This window comes from Maribacter chungangensis (genome assembly GCF_042676845.1).
GTDB lineage: Bacteria > Bacteroidota > Bacteroidia > Flavobacteriales > Flavobacteriaceae > Maribacter > Maribacter chungangensis.
Genome location: NZ_JBHTHY010000004.1, coordinates 320,532 through 336,401 on the forward strand (window position 1 = coordinate 320,532; position 15,870 = coordinate 336,401).

Here is a 15,870-nt window from a genome sequence, read left to right on the forward strand (position 1 = left end):
GTATGGCAATGGATAGAAGAAAGAGTATACAAACCATGATATTAGGTGCGGGGGCATCGGCCTTGGCCTTTCATGGTTGTAAAACGGAAGATAAAACAGCTGACGAGGTGCTTAACGCTCCTCAGGATACCCATTATTTTGGTAGAACACCGGACGAACTGGAGCGCATAGAAAAATTAAATGCGGAACAGCTTTTTAATGAGCACGAGATGGAGACGATAGCTGTATTAAGCACGGTAATACTGCCACCAAAAGAACCGCATGGCGGACCACTAGAGGCTGATGTACCCGAATTTATAGAGTTCATAGGGAAAGACATGCCGGACATGAAAAATACGCTTTTAGGAGGGCTCATGTGGTTGGACCACAAAAGCAATACGGATTTTGGGGTAGAGTTTAAGGCGGCCACCTTGGAGCAGCAAAAACAGATTTGTGACCAAATTTGTCATCATGATGATGATATCCCCTTAGACGAACAACCCCTTGAAATACAGTTTTTTGCCTTAATGCGAAATCTCACCGTAACGGGGTATTACACCTCTAAGGTAGGTATAGCGGATTTGGGTTATAAAGGAAACCAGCCTAATGTTTGGGATGGGGTACCACAAGAAGTCTTGGACAAACATGGTGTAGCCTATGAACCGGAATGGCTGGCCAAATGTATCGATCAAAGTACCAGAAATACGGTAGCTACTTGGGACGATAAGGGGAATTTATTGACTTAAATAATTTCTCGGTGACATTCAATTTTTCTAAGAATTGAAGTTTTACATATATACGAAACGTAAAAACCTGCCACAACCGGCAGGTTTTTTTATATATTTAAGCATGATAAAAAAATTAGGGGTTTCGTTGTTTCTTCTTTGTTATTGTCTTCCGGTAATGGCTCAGGAAATTGGTTTACAGTTGTATAGTCTCAGAAACCAGTTTAAGGAGGATGTAAAGGGCACATTGGATATTATTGAATCCTGGGGACTCACCAAACTGGAAGGTGGAGATACTTATGGTATGGCCATGAACGATTTTAAAAAGGAACTGGCACGGCGAAACATGGATGTGGTTAGCGTAGGGGCAGCGTATGATGACCTAAAGGAAGGTAAATACGACAAAATTATAGCGAAAGCTAAGGCGTTTGGAGCTAAATATGTCATGTGTGCTTGGATAACCCATGAAAGCAATCAGTTTGATCTTGCGAAGACCAAAGAAGCGACGGAAGTTTTTAATCGGGCAGGCAAAGTATTGAAAGCGGCAGGGCTAACATTGGCATACCACGCCCATGGATATGAATTTAAGCCTTATAAAACGGGAACTTTGTTCGACTACATGGCCAAAAATGCAGAACATTTTGCCTTTGAAATGGATGTGTATTGGGTACACCATGGCGGTGAAGATCCCTTGGCCTTACTCAACAGGTATCCCAAAAAATTTGTACTCCTGCATTTAAAGGATATGGAAAAAGGAACATCTAAAAACCATAGCGGTCATGCAGATGTAGAGACCAATGTTGTTTTGGGTACGGGAGAAGTGAATATTGCCGGGGTAGTAAAACGGGCCAAGGAACTAGGTGTCGTAGAATATATGTTTATAGAGGACGAGTGCTCTAGAGTGGTAGAGCAGGTTCCGTTGAGCATGAAATACTTAGAGGGCCTCGATTAAAGCGGAAGGTGTACTATTTTAGGATGATACCAATACATCAACCAATGGAAACGGGTTAGGCTATTGGGTACGTAACAATATTCACTTGTACACGGATTGGTTTAAAGAAGCAAAATTGTTGCAAATAGGAAACTAAAACCTATTGTCGTTGTGGTTTTTATGGACAAGCTATTTCGTGTGCAGAGTGTTCAATACTTTTTCAAATAATCTATACGTAAAGGATAATGATACCTACAGTAAGATGTTGTTTAATTTCCCTTGTTTTCATCCTAACTTCGGCATGTAAGAATAGCGAACAGCGTGCCAATCTGCCTAAAGTTCAAAAGCGGCCCAATATTATATGGTTGGTAGCAGAGGACCAATCGCCGGAGTGGTTTCCCATGTATGGTGATACTACTATAACATTACCTGTATTGGAAAGTTTGGCACAAGATGGTGTGGTGTATACCAATGCGGTGACGCCCGCTCCCGTATGTGCACCAGCGCGAAGTGCTATTATAACTGGTATGTATCCCACTACGTTGGGAACACACAATATGCGCACATATACACCTTGGCGAGAAGTCAACGAGCCCTTATTGGATAGTTTGCCCAGTTACTCCCCCATGGTGCCGGAAGGCGTTAAAATGTTTACGGAGTATTTACGAAAAACGGGGTACTATACCGCAAACGGTCCAAAGGAGGATTATAATTTTGAAAAAACGGATGCTGCTTGGGATGAAAGTAGTAACCAAAGACATTGGCGTAAACGCAAGCCCGGACAGCCCTTTTTTACCGTGTTTAATTTTAGTGTCTGTCACGAGTCGCAAATTTGGGCACGTGGAAAGGATAGTCTGTTCGTAGATCCCGCTAAAGTGCCTGTTCCGTCCTATTTTCCGGATACCCAGACGGTGCGCCATGATTTGGCCGTAAATTACAGCAACCTTAAACGTTTGGACGACCAGATCGGTGAGGTTATTTCCCAATTGAAAGCGGACGGACTCTACGACGAAGCTATTATTTTCTTTTATTCCGATCATGGCGGACCCTTTCCCAGGCACAAACGGGCATTGTACGATACCGGATTAAAAGTGCCCATGGTCGTGAAGCTACCTGATAACCATAGGGCGGGGGAGCGGAATGATACCCTTTTTAGTTTTGTAGACCTTGCACCTACAGTGTTGAGCCTTGCAGGGCTGCAGCCTCCTAAAGTAATGCAGGGGAGGGCCTTAATGGGTGCATACAAGTCACCCCAAAAAGCGCGGTATACCTTTCATGCCAGTGACCGATTTGATGAAGTCTATGATCGTTTGAGGGCGGTACGCTCCCCACGTTACAAATATATCCGAAGTTTTGATACGCTGTTGTCCCATGCCTTGCCTGTTTCCTATCGCGAACAGATGCCCATGATGCAGGAACTGCGAAAAATGAAGAAAACCGGTGCCTTAAACGAGGAACAGCGCCGCTGGCTGGAAGATGGAAAACCGACGGAAGAGCTGTACGATCTTGTCCAAGACCCTTATGAATTAAATAATCTGGCCCAGGACGACACCCTTAGGGATACCTTGATGCATTACAGAAAGGTATTGGACGAATGGATACGCGAGAGCAATGACCTTGGAGCCGTTCCGGAGCGGGAACTGATACAAAGGTGGCTACCCAATGGGGTACAGCCGAAATTGCCTCCATTGGTTTTGGAGCCGGTTGGCACTACCATTAAACTACATTCCGACATAAGAGACGCCACAATTGCTTGGAAACGTCCTCAAGACAGTATTTGGAATATTTACAGCCATGCCCTTCCCGATACCCTTAATGTTCAGGCGAAGGCAGAACGCATTGGCCTTGCCGATAGTGAGGTGTTGTTGTATGATCCTTGAGCAACTAAGGGATGTTTTTAATTTAATCTCATGAGCGCTTTTTGACTTAACTTTATACTGTTAAGACTCCTCGTAGGGACTTTGTCTACTCTACACGTTCAAATAGCAATAGCCGGACGTCCAATCCTCTACCGCTTTTATTATTGGATGTTTTAAGTACCATTGGCCTTCTTCCTCTTTGTAAAAAAATGGTGCCCAAATCGATGGGACGAAAATCTTTCACATACGATTCCATGCGGGGTGTCCTATCGTCTTCCATGCCCATTAAAGGTGGATCGTGTGCAATTGGAATGATGGTACTTAAGTTGTTTTTACCATTAATAAGATGTACCACAAGACCTTCTTCTTGTTGGGGCAAGGTATAATATAGCGTTGTTTTGTAGTTGCCTTTCTCTAGCACCTCCACATCCCAAGAAATAGAATCCTGTTCGCGAGTCCAGTTGGTGAAAAAAGTGTTGTTGGGATAGCGGTTACTGCGCTTTATCTTTCCATGGCCAATCCCATCGCGAGCGGGAAGTTGGGTATAGGCATAATCTGGATGTCCAAGAGTAAATGGCCTGTTGTCCGTTGCCTTGGTCATGGGTACAATGTTGTTGAGCCATTCCTGTTTTGCCTTTACCAGCGAATCTTTGATAGTGGGAAAGGTTTTCGAAACATCTTTGGTCTGCCCGTAATCGGTGGTCATATCGTACAACCGTTCTTCGGAATCCAATCTGTACTTCTGTGTTCGTATACTGGTTCTACCGTTCCAATGGTTAAAGATCATACGGTCTTGCCAAACAGGATTATCCTGGAAAAAAAGTGGTTGCAAGTTTTTGCCGTCAAAGCTGCCCATCTGTTTGGTTGAAAGTCCGATCATGGACAATAGGGTGGGCAAAACATCCAATACACTTGCAATTTCAGTGATTTCGGTGCCGGCCGTTAGGGTATTTTTCCATTGGATAAAAAAGGGTGTCCGCACACCGCCCTCGTCCGTGGAACCTTTTTTACCGCGCATTCCCCCGTTCCAGCGCCAATCGCTTGGCCCATTGTCGGAAAGGTAGATTACTATGGTGTTTTCTTCCAGCTCTAAATCGCGCAATTTTTGGGTAATCTTACCAACGTTCCCGTCTATGTTCTCCACCATGGCCAAGGCAGCTGTGGTAATCTGCTTATCCTCGTTTTCTTCGCCTTGGTAGGTCATTGCCAGTTCCTTGTCCTTAAACCTGTTCCAATAAGCATCGGGCACTTGCATAGGGCTGTGGGGTGTATTTAATGGAAGGTACAGGAAAAAGGGATTTTCTTTATTTTTTTCTATAAATTCCAGTCCGTGCTGCGTTAGGTCATCCACCAAATAGCCATTGCCCTTTACCAATTGGCCGTTGTGTTCCAACATAGGACTAAAATAGTTGCCCCAGTGGCCGGAAGCAAAGCCGTAAAAATCGTCAAATCCCTGAGCATTGGGGTGATAGGGGGCTTGCATTCCATTGTGCCATTTTCCGTAGGCTGCGGTCTTATAACCTTCTTTTTTTAAAATTTCGGCCAAGGTAGTTGCGCTTGGGTCCATACGTTCGCCACCTGCCGAGGTGCCGTGTATCCCAAGGCGGGTAAAGTACTTTCCGGTAAGAAGTTCCGCTCTGGTGGGAGAGCATACGGGCTGCACAAAAAAATGGGTAAAGGATACCCCATTTTGTGCCAGTGCATCAATGTTAGGGGTGCTGAGATTGGTATTTCCGCTATGGCCAAGGTCCCCCCAACCCTGGTCATCGGCCATAATTAGAATAATATTCGGGGGAGTTTGGATGGAGTTGTCCTCTATTGTGGTTTTAGAGCCTGATTCCTTACACGAAATCATGATAAAGAGTACAACGAACGTTTTTAGGAAGATCCTAGAATTCATGTATATCAATGTTATTTAGTCTTTTACGGCAAGACCTATCATAGAATCTGCCGTTCCGTAATATAGGAACCATTTCTGTTTAAAAAAGACCAATCCTTGAATGAAGGTAGTTCCCGCTTTATACTGTCCACTTATTTCATGGGGTAGGCTAGGGCATATAAAAGGAGTCTCCAAACGCGCCAGCATTTTTGTCGGATCGTTTTTATCGAACAATACCTGACCTCCGCAATACGTGCCTTCAGGGTATTTGGTTGTTGCACCCTCACCACTTAGGTTTTTGCCGTTGTATAATAGTAGGATACCATTTTCGGTATAAAGTGCTGGAGGTCCCGGCTCTGTTAGATGGCTATCAAATTCATTTAGTGTGGGGGTAAAGGAATACAATAATTCGCCGCTTTCTTTCAGCGTTGGTTCCCAATCAACCCCGTTGGAAGAAACCGCAAGATTTACGAAAAGTTCGCCCCAGTACATCAGGTATTTTCCGTTTATTTTTTTGGCAATCAATCTTCCGTCCACTAGTTCGGTTACTATGGAGCCGGACTTGCTCCACACATCCAAGAACTTTCCGTCGTGGGCATCTTCAAAAACAGGTCCTTGTTTGGTCCAATTTCTTAAATCTCTTGAAGTAGCGCTGGACAAAAGTGCAACATCCATGTTCCAAGCGGTATAGAGCATTATGTATTCACCATCCGGAGTTTCCACAATCCTAGGGTCTTCTATTCCCCCAGGTTGATCCCATTTCGCAAATTGATCATTATCAGGATATAAAACCGGGTTTGGGTACTTTGTGAAGTTGATTCCATTGGTGCTGTAGGCCAAGCCTATTCTAGATGTTCTCCCCCCAAGAATAGCTTCCGGATTGTCTTCCGCTCTAAAAAGTACAAAAACGGTATCGTTACGCACTATGGCACCAGGATTAAAAACATCGGCCTTTTGCCATGTAACAGGAGTATCGGTTACAGGATCATGGAATATATAGGTGGAATCGGGGGTCATTATTGGATTGATATCAGTTTTGTCGAAACCTAACATCCATTTTTCATCGATATCATCCGGAGTATTGACAAGTTCTTTTTTTGCATCCTTACAAGAAGTTAGTATCGCCAATAAGGTAAATGTTATGGATAATAAATGCTTCATTTTTTTAATTTGGAAGTTAAGATAAGTATAAAATGGGAATGATATTTTATGTTACATGGCAAGTTTGGAAATGAAATTACGCTAAAGAATAAAATCCATTATCTTCATAACTTATTTCGAGAAGGAATGGACAATTATCAACCTAAATTAAAATTATTCAGTGAGGAGTTATAGCTACATCCTAGTTGCTTTGTGCCTTTGCTGGGGCTGCAAAGAGAAGTCGACCCGAAAAAAAGAAAATGATACTATTGTACAGGATTCCGTAATTACTACGGAAAGTACGGTAGTGAAGATTAAGGAGGTTCCAAAAAAAAAGGTTCCCGAATTGGCTAGCCTACCGGATACGCTATTTATCCGTTTGGCCGATTACAGCGATGGTTTTGCCTATGACATGCGCTATGCTACCGAAAACAATTTTCTAAAAGAACAGGTATACGATTGTGCGGAATGTTATACCCGTGTAAAAACAGCCAAGGCCCTATTGAAAGCAAATGCCGAGTTTAAGAAGCATGGCGTAAAGATCAAGTTTTTTGACTGCTACCGCCCTAATTCCGTGCAGTATAAGATGTGGAAGATCGTACCCAACCCGCAGTATGTGGCCAATCCTAAAAAAGGCAGTATACATAATAAAGGAGGAGCAGTGGATATTACCTTGGAGACTTTGGACGGTTTAGAATTGGATATGGGGACGGATTTTGATTTTTTTGGTAAGCGAGCGTATCATGACATGACCGACCTTCCTCAGGAAATCCTGGACAACAGAACCTTGTTGAAGGAGACCATGGAAAAATTCGGGTTCTGGTCCATACGTACGGAGTGGTGGCATTATAACCTTTCGGCGGCCTCCAATGATCCTGTAGCTAATTTTAAATGGGAGTGTGAATGAGCGCAGTAAAGAAGATGGTGAGGCTTTTTAGGCATTTGGGCACCCTTTGTCTTTTTCTCCTTATGCTGGGGCTTATGGCTTGTAATGGTTCAGGTAAGCCCCAAGCGACCTTAAATGCTGCTCCCAACGTGTTGTTCATTGCCATTGACGACCTAAACGGTTGGGTAGGCTGTTTGGAGGGGCATCCTCAGGTGCGTACGCCCCATATAGACCGTTTGGCGCAAAAAGGTACCTTGTTTGCCAATGCCCATGCGCAGTCGCCCATTTGTAATCCTTCCCGTACCAGTGTACTTACCGGGTATAGACCTTCTACCACAGGTATTTACGGACTTTCCCCTTGGATCCGCGAGGTGCCCGAATTAAGGCACTTGGTAACACTGCCCCAATATTTTGCACAACAGGGGTATACAACTTATTCAGCCGGCAAGATATATCATGGAGGTAATGGCCGCGGGCCGGCCGATACCGAGTTCGATCAGCTAGGTCCCGCTGCCGGCGTGAAGGTGCAGCCGCCCCAAAAATTGGTCGGTAAGACGCCCGGCGGCAATAATCCTTGGGTAGACTGGGGACGATTTCCTTTAGGGGACCGGCAGATGCAGGATCATGACATCGCATCTTGGGCCTCGGAAGTCCTCCGATCTAGACCAGAGCGGCCTTATTTTTTGTCCGTTGGATTCTTTTTGCCCCATGTACCGTTGTACGCCCCTGAATGGTCGTTTAACCTTTATCCAATGGACAGCCTTACTATGCCGTTATACCTTGAAAATGACAGGGAGGATACACCCAGGTCTTCCTGGTACAATCATTGGGACGTGCCGGAACCGCGATGGAAGTGGTTTCAGGAACAAGGGCAGGACTCACTTTTTGTACAATCCTACTTGGCCGCCATTAGCTTTATGGACCAACAGGTAGGCCGGGTACTAGATACTTTGGAAGCCAGCGGACAAGCAGAGAATACTATAATTGTACTGTGGTCCGATCATGGATTTCATTTGGGGGAAAAGGGGATTTCCGGTAAGAATACGCTCTGGGAACCGTCTACCAGGGTTCCCTTGATCTTTTCCGGTCCGGGCATAGGCACGGGCAAGGCAGTGCATCAACCTGTGGAATTATTGGATATCTACCCCACCTTATTGGAGCTCTGCAACCTCCCGGCAAAGGAAGACCTAGAAGGACACTCGTTAAGACCGCAATTTCTAGATGCCAAGGCACCCCGCCAATGGCCCGCCATAACGACCAATAATTATCAAAACCACGCCGTACGCACCAAGGATTGGCGCTATATACGCTATGCCGATGGAGCCGAAGAATTGTATTATATGCGCGAAGACCCCAATGAATGGTATAATCTTATAGGACAACAGGAGTACGCTGGTTGGGCGGACAGCCTTAAGCAATGGCTGCCACAAACCAACAGTTTGCCCCATGTTGGCAATTATCAACGCATCTTGGAATATAAAGATGTTATGCCCATTTGGCAGGGAACACCCATTTTGCCCGAGGCTCCCATCCCAGGATATTAAACTAAATGTATGAATAACAAAAAACTCTTTTTATTTGGTATACTGTTATTAGGATGTACCCTGGTAAACGGCCAAGATACCATTATGCCCTTGTGGCCCGAAGGAAAAATTCCCAATAGTATAGCCTCCGATGAACGGGAAAAACGAATTATAAACGGTATTGTGCGCGTCAGCAGCGTACAGGAACCTGTTATAGAAGTATATCTGCCATCCCGATCCAATGCCACGGGCGAAGCGATGCTTATTTTCCCTGGCGGTGGTTACGGTATTTTGGCCTACGATTGGGAGGGGACGGATATAGCCAAGTTCCTAAATGGAAAGGGTATGGCAGGAATCGTTGTAAAATATAGACTCCCTTCGGACACGTCGCAAAAGAACAAACATGAAGTTCCATTGATCGATGCTCAGCGGGCCATGCGCCTGGTGCGTAAACATGCCGCACGGTTTAATTTGGATGCCCAACGGATAGGCATACTTGGGTTCTCGGCAGGTGGGCACTTGGCCGCTACCTTGGGTACCCGATTTGGCGATACGGTGTATGCACCCTTGGATGACGTGGACAAGGAAAGTGCTCGTCCTGATTTTATGGCCCTGGGCTACCCCGTAATTACATTCGGAAGCCAAACGCACCAAGGCAGCAAGAAGAACCTGATAGGTAAGGACCCCAGCCAAAAAATGGTAGCCCTCTATTCCAACGAAAAAAACGTTACCCCGCAAACGCCGCCTACTTTTTTATTCCATGCCGGTGATGACGAAGCTGTACCCGTAGAAAATAGTCTGGTTTTTTATGCCGCCTTGCAAGATAAGGGCGTTGCGGCTACCCTGTTCGTTTATCCAAAAGGAGGACATGGCTTTTCCTTGGCCCTCAAAGACCCGTTCTTAAAGGAATGGAGCGACCAAATGGTACAATGGATCAGAAACCTGAAGTAATGCTCGTATTTTTTAAAAAAGATAGGCGTATTTCATAATGACTTTTATATTTTTGCAATCCAATTTCCGGGTGTTTGCCATCTAGGTATAAATTGGAAGCAAGTTTATAGAAGTAGACAGCGTAAGCTGTTTTTCGGGATGTAGCGCAGTCCGGTAGCGCACTCGGCTGGGGGTCGAGTGGTCGCAGGTTCAAATCCTGTCATCCCGACAAAAAGGGTGTTGTTTAATACCTTTAAAAAGCTAATTATGTGATTATCAGCGTTTTTAATTTTAGCTGATATCATATAATCAGCTTTAATACCAAAAAAAAGGTTACCTATTCGGTTACCTGTTTTGAACAGAATTTTTTACTACATTGTAACTGTATAGCGTTTGACTTTCGCTTCGATTTGACTTTCATATCACAAATCGATTATTCACTTAAAGCGAGAGTTTATGAACACTTCAAGAACATTCAACATTCATTTTTGGCTAAATCTATCAAAGCAAAGGGGCGATATCGCCCCGATCTATGCTCGTATTACGGTTGATGGAAAACGCTCCGAAATCAGTTTACAACGAAACACATCGGTTACCAATTGGGACACTAAATCCAAGAAATGTCGATCAAGAACACATCAAGGTAATGCCTTGCAATGTACACATATAATTTAAAAAGAAGTGTTTCTTAAATAGAACATTGTTTGCAATAAGTAGTTTGCTATCTAAATGGTAGTTTTTTTACTATTTGGAATAAGTAATTAAATCCGTTATTTATACTTGATTATCATTTGCGGTTATATGCATAATTTGCATGTGTTTTTTCTGTTCATTTCCTGTCTTAGGGATTTTTGAGCATGGAAATTCTGACAATACTTCGTAATATCAACAGATTTTCCTTTAAAAGTTTCGAGGGGTGTATTACCGCCCAAACTTTTCTGAGGCCGTAGGGTATTGTAGCTAACAACTGACTGTTTTAAGATAGTTTCAAGCTGGTTAGCATTTATAATGTCCTTAGGAAATAGGAACTGATGCTTGATTACTTTGTTAAGTGCCTCGACCATAGAATTGGAATACACAACATCTTTTTGGGCAATGATATGGATAATGGGAATGATTGGGCTATCGATAAAATTAGAAAGTGTAGTATTTACATTTTCACTTCCACCATCGGTAAGAAATCTTAGTGAATCCGGCCTATATTTGCAGTAAGAAGTATCAAGTAATTCTTTTATAGTTTTAGCCGATGGTTTACTACAGACTTTATATCCAATAATGAATTTAGAAAAATGGTCCATCAAAAAATGGATATAATGCTTCGTAGTATCACTGGTCTTAAAAATAGTGACATCTGCGCACCAAAGCTCGTTGGGTTTGGATGTTTTTACCGGTCTGTAGCTATCAGATTTTCTTCTTCTTGGTCTGTTCTTAAATCCAAGAAGTCTACAATACTTGTAAAAAGTAGAAATACCACAGGTAAGTTTTTTATCTCTAAGTGCCTTCAGATAAATAGAAGATTTTGACCAAAATTTGTAATCAGGATGCGCCATATACTCTTTAATCGTTTTTACTTCCGATGCTAGCAATTGATTGGAAAACCTTCGCATGCACCACTTAAAATAGGAAGGTTCACAGGTATGAACTACTATGGATTTATAGTTCTCATACGTACTGCGAGAAAGGTTAAATATCTTAATCGCCTTATTAATAGGAATATGATTATTTACCTTTTCTATACTATTCACGATTAGTATTGCCCGTTCCTTCATAAGTCCTTTAATACCCTTAATAGAGGATATGATTTCATGAAATATATCTGCCAATTCAAAATAGGCCTGATTTATTTTTTTGAGTTTTGAGGACTGATTAATTCGCTTTATAAGATGAATCTCATCTTGTACAACTTTGTTGATTTCACAAAATTGATATTTGTTGTTCGGTTCTTGTTTCCAACGGTAGATATTAGATCGGGGAATAGAAGCTATCTGTTCTTTGGAAAGGATGTCATTTATCAGCCCATTTCTTACAACGTGCTTTACGGCCGTATCCCATGATTGTCTGTTTTGAGTCATCTTAAAAATATTGATTTTCCGACGCGGTTCCAGTGTATTGGAAAGAATAGAAGGAAACCATGAAAAGTGTATTTAGTTGAGAATTAAAATTTCATTTGGGCAATTACCATAAAGGTTACAATTTAACGATTTTTCCTACGTTTTATAGCAATTAGGCTGTATTGCCATAAAACAAGGGTATTTTACACCAAAATTTACACATAACGCCGACCTTGATATTGAAAAGTATACCCCTATTTTTTTTCGTTCTTTTTGGACTTTGTACGAATGCCCAGCAAGAAGCCTCCATTTGGTATTTTGGACGTAATGCTGGTTTGGATTTTAGTACTGGTGTGCCAACGGCAATTACAGATGGTCAGACCTTTACTAATGAAGGCACTGCCACAATTTCTGACTCGAACGGAGACCTTTTATTCTATACGGACGGGAGTACCGTTTGGAACAGAAATCATGATATAATGCCTAATGGGTCAGGTTTGAACGGTGATTTTTCAAGTACACAATCGGCTATAATCATACCCCTACCTGAAAACGATACTATATATTATGTATTTACCGTTGATGATGGGGGAGAAGAGAATGGCTTTCAATACACTATTGTTGATATTACCTTGGACGGAGGTCTAGGTGATGTTACTACAAAAAATGTTCTTTTAACCACTCCTACAGCCGAAAAGTTAACCGCAGTGCAACATGCAAATAACCGTGATATATGGGTTTTGACACATCAATACGGCACCAATAACTTTCTGGCCTACTTAGTTACGCCTGCCGGTATCAATACGGTTCCGGTAACCACTGCTATAGGCAAGGAGTATCCTATTTTAGAATACGGATTAGGTACAAGGGGTTATATGAAGGTTTCTCCGGACGGCAGTATGGTTGCCATTGCCAGCTTTTTACATTTGGAGCTACTTAAGTTCGATGATACCAACGGTGTTTTTTCCGATCCGATCGTTTTGAACGACTACTACGCTAATAGGTTCAATTTGGATAATTTTTTGTTACATTACGGGGTCGAATTTTCACCTGATAGCAGTAAGCTTTATTGTTCATCGGATATAAGAGAGGTATTCATGCCAATTACCTATAATATTACTCAATTCGATATTTCTTCCTATACCACTAACGATATTCAGGACTCTGCGGTGGAGTTGGTTCATAAGTCCAACCTAAGACCGGGAGCCATGCAGCTTGCTTTGGACGGAAAGATTTACGTTAGTTTGGACGCAAAACCCTCTTTGGGTGTCATAAACGAGCCTAACACTTCTGGGTTGGCTTGTGATTATGTAGAAAATGCAATAGAATTAAATAGCGGTATATCCGTGTTGGGTCTACCTCCTTTTATACAATCCTATTTTTTAGTGGGTATAGAGGTAGAGAATCTGTGTTCTGGCAATGGAACCAGTTTTGAAGTAAACAGCAGCGAAACCATAGTGTCCGCATTATGGAATTTTGGCGATGGTGTTACAAGCACGGAGGAGCGACCGTTACATAACTACACTACTGGAGGTATTTATACCGTATCCGTTACGGTTACCACGGCTACCAATACCAAAACGGAGACGAGGGTAATCGTAATAGATGAAACGCCTACTGCCGGTACCGTCGCCGATGTGACCGATTGCACGGAACAACAGACCTACACGGTAGATGTGTCCGCCTTCGACACTCCGGTTTTGGGAACCCAAGATGCATCCGTATTTGAAACGGCCTATTTTCTCTCACAGGAAAACGCGGATGCAAATTTAAATCCATTGGATACCGTGCATGAATTCGCATTGGGAACAACACCGGTATTCGTACGTGTTTCCAATACCAACAATAGGGATTGTTATGCCACTACGCGGTTTATTGTAACGGCAAGGCAATCACCAGTACTACCTACACTTACAGATTGGACGGTCTGCGATGACGATACCGATGGTTTTTACACGTTTGACCTATCGCTTAAAAATGAAGAAATTTTCAACGGGCAGGACGAAACAAATTTTGAAGTGCGTTACTTTGCCTCACAGGAAGATGCCGATGCCGGAAGCGACGCCTTGCCTTTTACTTATACGAATACCTTACCTATGGAAGAACTATTCGTGCGGTTTCAAAATAGCAACTTTCCAAGCTGCTACAGTACGGGAAGTTTTATGATAGAGGTGAGTAGTGGGGTAGTGGCCAATACACCTGCGGACTTGGAAGCTTGTGATGATAACAATGATGGTGTGGCAATGTTCGATTTAACCGAAACAACACCTGAAATCATAGTGTTACAAAACCCCGCTAGTCTGGAGGTATCCTATCATCGTTCAATGGAAGAAGCTGCATCGGGAGCAAATCCCTTGCCTACGTCCTATACGAATACTACGACTTACGAACAGCGCATCCATGTACGCGTACAGAATGCATCCGATGCAAGTTGCTATGCGACAACCTTTTTTACACTGCGGGTCTCGGATACGCCCCAATTTCAAACAGTGACGGATTGGACTGTTTGCGATACCGATACCGATGGCCTTTCCCAGTTTAATCTTAGCGAAAAGAATTCGGAAATTCTGGGGAACCAGAATGGAAGTAACTTCACAATTAGTTACCATGAAACGCTTGCAGAAGCTGAATTGGGTGAAAACGAGATTTTAGGTTACTATCAGAACACATCCAACCCACAGCTTATCTATTATAAACTAGAAAGCGCGTCTAATCCTGACTGTTTCGTAACGGGTAGCTTCCAGATAGAAATATTCAATACTCCTTTTGCCATACAACCTTCCGCAATGATTATTTGCGCATCTGAGGAGCTGGCAGATCAAACTATAGACCTAAGTCAAAGAACTACCGAAATACTAGGAACGCAAGACCCAAACCAATTTAACGTAGACTATTATGCATCGGAACTAGATGCTCAAAACGACAGCAACCGTTTAGATGCGAAAAACTATATTGTTTCGTTAGGCGAGGAAATAGTATATGCAAGAGTAGCACGAATAAATTTACAGACCTGTTTCGCAACAACACCGTTAGAACTTATTTTAAATCCTTTGCCCAATATACCATTGGAAGAACGCTACGTGATATGCCCCGATAGTCCAACATTGACCATAGATGGTGGGGATTTTGAAACTTGGTCCTGGCAGAATGGCGATGGTATAGAACTTGCCGATACGCGGACTTTTAACGTGGACGAGCTTGGTGATTACCAACTTACGGTATCTATTGTGCAAAATGGAGTGCGTTGCGAGAATACCGCCGAATTTCAAGTGCTTTCCTCCGGTGCCCCCGAGAATATGGAGGTATCCGTTAACGGATTTTCCGACCAGATAGCTTTAAACATAACGGCTACGGGAACAGGGCCCTTTGAATATTCCGTAGATGGTGAGAATTATCAAACAAGTAACGAATTCACTGTTTTTCCTGGGGCATATATCGTTTATGTAAGGGATGTGCTGGAATGTAGGATATTGACCAAAGAAATAAATGCAATTGGATACCAACGTTTTTTTACGCCCAACGGCGATGGTATCCATGAATATTGGAATATCATTGGAACGGAACTTTATCCAGAAGCACAACTTTATATTTTTGACCGTTATGGAAAGTTCATTTCCCAAGTAGATGCTGCTTCAGCAGGTTGGGACGGTACCAAGAACGGTACTCCTTTACCGGAATCCGATTATTGGTTTCAATACAACTATGCTAATGACCAAGTAATTACCGGACATTTTTCACTTAAACGATAAGAAATTTTTCTCGTTTTAAATACAACACTTTACCATTAATTCCGTTATAGTTTGACGGAAAATTCCTTACTCCACAACGTAAGTTGTTTTCTGATTTCCTGTACACATGGAAATATATCAATAATAAAACCAAATCGTAATGAAACCTACCTGCAAAAATCGGCGATAGTATACCACCCTCGCCGGATTAAAGTGAGCCACCCTTGCCGGGTCAAAGT

11 protein-coding genes and 1 tRNA gene are annotated in these 15,870 nt (G+C 42.8%); 9 read left to right on the forward strand and 3 right to left on the reverse strand.

Annotated elements, in window-relative coordinates:
- Positions 1-8: 8 nt before the first annotated feature.
- The 3 genes from ACFQZJ_RS07525 to ACFQZJ_RS07535 all read left to right on the forward strand — a co-directional run bounded on the left by ACFQZJ_RS07525 (position 9) and on the right by ACFQZJ_RS07535 (position 3,515).
- Positions 9-725: a gluconate 2-dehydrogenase subunit 3 family protein gene (locus tag ACFQZJ_RS07525; protein ID WP_379933558.1), complete on the forward strand. Its 717-nt coding sequence runs from the start codon at positions 9-11 to the stop codon at positions 723-725.
- Between the two features lie 103 nt (positions 726-828).
- Positions 829-1,656: a sugar phosphate isomerase/epimerase family protein gene (locus ACFQZJ_RS07530; protein ID WP_379933536.1), complete on the forward strand. Its 828-nt coding sequence runs from the start codon at positions 829-831 to the stop codon at positions 1,654-1,656.
- 224 nt (positions 1,657-1,880) lie between these two features.
- A complete protein-coding gene (locus tag ACFQZJ_RS07535; protein ID WP_379933538.1) occupies positions 1,881-3,515 on the forward strand; it encodes a sulfatase family protein in 1,635 nt (544 codons plus the stop codon).
- 85 nt (positions 3,516-3,600) lie between these two features.
- On the opposite strand, the gene ACFQZJ_RS07540 is transcribed toward ACFQZJ_RS07535, so the two are convergent.
- Positions 3,601-5,394 carry an arylsulfatase gene (locus ACFQZJ_RS07540; protein WP_379933539.1) on the reverse strand — a complete coding sequence of 598 codons (1,794 nt, stop codon included), beginning with the start codon at positions 5,392-5,394 and terminating at the stop codon, positions 3,601-3,603.
- A gap of 15 nt (positions 5,395-5,409) precedes the next feature.
- Positions 5,410-6,534: a glycoside hydrolase family 130 protein gene (locus ACFQZJ_RS07545; protein ID WP_379933541.1), complete on the reverse strand. Its 1,125-nt coding sequence runs from the start codon at positions 6,532-6,534 to the stop codon at positions 5,410-5,412.
- A 160-nt stretch (positions 6,535-6,694) separates the two neighbouring features.
- On the opposite strand from ACFQZJ_RS07545, the gene ACFQZJ_RS07550 reads away from it, so the two are divergent.
- The 5 genes from ACFQZJ_RS07550 (at position 6,695) to ACFQZJ_RS07570 (ending at position 10,527) form a co-directional block, all read left to right on the forward strand.
- On the forward strand, positions 6,695-7,420 hold the full coding sequence (locus ACFQZJ_RS07550; RefSeq protein ID WP_379933543.1) for a M15 family metallopeptidase: 726 nt from the start codon (positions 6,695-6,697) through the stop codon (positions 7,418-7,420).
- Complete coding sequence (locus ACFQZJ_RS07555) at positions 7,417-8,943, forward strand: sulfatase (RefSeq protein WP_379933545.1); 1,527 nt, start codon at positions 7,417-7,419, stop codon at positions 8,941-8,943. The genes ACFQZJ_RS07550 and ACFQZJ_RS07555 overlap by 4 nt, the downstream gene beginning before the upstream one ends.
- Positions 8,944-8,952: 9 nt before the next feature.
- Positions 8,953-9,873, forward strand: a complete 921-nt coding sequence (locus ACFQZJ_RS07560) for an alpha/beta hydrolase (protein ID WP_379933546.1) — start codon at positions 8,953-8,955, stop codon at positions 9,871-9,873.
- 134 nt (positions 9,874-10,007) lie between these two features.
- Positions 10,008-10,081 (forward strand) — tRNA-Pro (locus ACFQZJ_RS07565).
- 227 nt (positions 10,082-10,308) lie between these two features.
- A complete protein-coding gene (locus ACFQZJ_RS07570) occupies positions 10,309-10,527 on the forward strand; it encodes an Arm DNA-binding domain-containing protein (protein WP_379933547.1) in 219 nt (72 codons plus the stop codon).
- Between the two features lie 122 nt (positions 10,528-10,649).
- Here the strand turns inward: ACFQZJ_RS07570 and ACFQZJ_RS07575 are convergent, their stop codons facing one another.
- The gene (locus ACFQZJ_RS07575) at positions 10,650-11,924 is read right to left on the reverse strand and encodes a transposase (RefSeq protein ID WP_379933549.1); all 1,275 of its coding nucleotides are present in this window, start codon (positions 11,922-11,924) and stop codon (positions 10,650-10,652) included.
- A gap of 218 nt (positions 11,925-12,142) precedes the next feature.
- Here ACFQZJ_RS07575 and ACFQZJ_RS07580 point away from each other — a divergent pair, with 218 nt between their 5' ends.
- Positions 12,143-15,652: a T9SS type B sorting domain-containing protein gene (locus tag ACFQZJ_RS07580; protein ID WP_379933551.1), complete on the forward strand. Its 3,510-nt coding sequence runs from the start codon at positions 12,143-12,145 to the stop codon at positions 15,650-15,652.
- Positions 15,653-15,870: the final 218 nt, after the last annotated feature.

Bases quoted from the DNA above. Each gene is read 5' to 3' on its own strand.
- ACFQZJ_RS07570 (WP_379933547.1), top strand. From the start codon at position 10,309: ATGAACACTTCAAGAACATTCAACATTCATTTTTGGCTAAATCTATCA.
- ACFQZJ_RS07530 (WP_379933536.1), top strand. From the start codon at position 829: ATGATAAAAAAATTAGGGGTTTCGTTGTTTCTTCTTTGTTATTGTCTT.
- ACFQZJ_RS07525 (WP_379933558.1), top strand. From the start codon at position 9: ATGGATAGAAGAAAGAGTATACAAACCATGATATTAGGTGCGGGGGCA.
- ACFQZJ_RS07540 (WP_379933539.1), bottom strand. From the start codon at position 5,394: ATGAATTCTAGGATCTTCCTAAAAACGTTCGTTGTACTCTTTATCATG.
- ACFQZJ_RS07555 (WP_379933545.1), top strand. From the start codon at position 7,417: ATGAGCGCAGTAAAGAAGATGGTGAGGCTTTTTAGGCATTTGGGCACC.
- ACFQZJ_RS07560 (WP_379933546.1), top strand. From the start codon at position 8,953: ATGAATAACAAAAAACTCTTTTTATTTGGTATACTGTTATTAGGATGT.
- ACFQZJ_RS07575 (WP_379933549.1), bottom strand. From the start codon at position 11,924: ATGACTCAAAACAGACAATCATGGGATACGGCCGTAAAGCACGTTGTA.
- ACFQZJ_RS07545 (WP_379933541.1), bottom strand. From the start codon at position 6,534: ATGAAGCATTTATTATCCATAACATTTACCTTATTGGCGATACTAACT.
- ACFQZJ_RS07535 (WP_379933538.1), top strand. From the start codon at position 1,881: ATGATACCTACAGTAAGATGTTGTTTAATTTCCCTTGTTTTCATCCTA.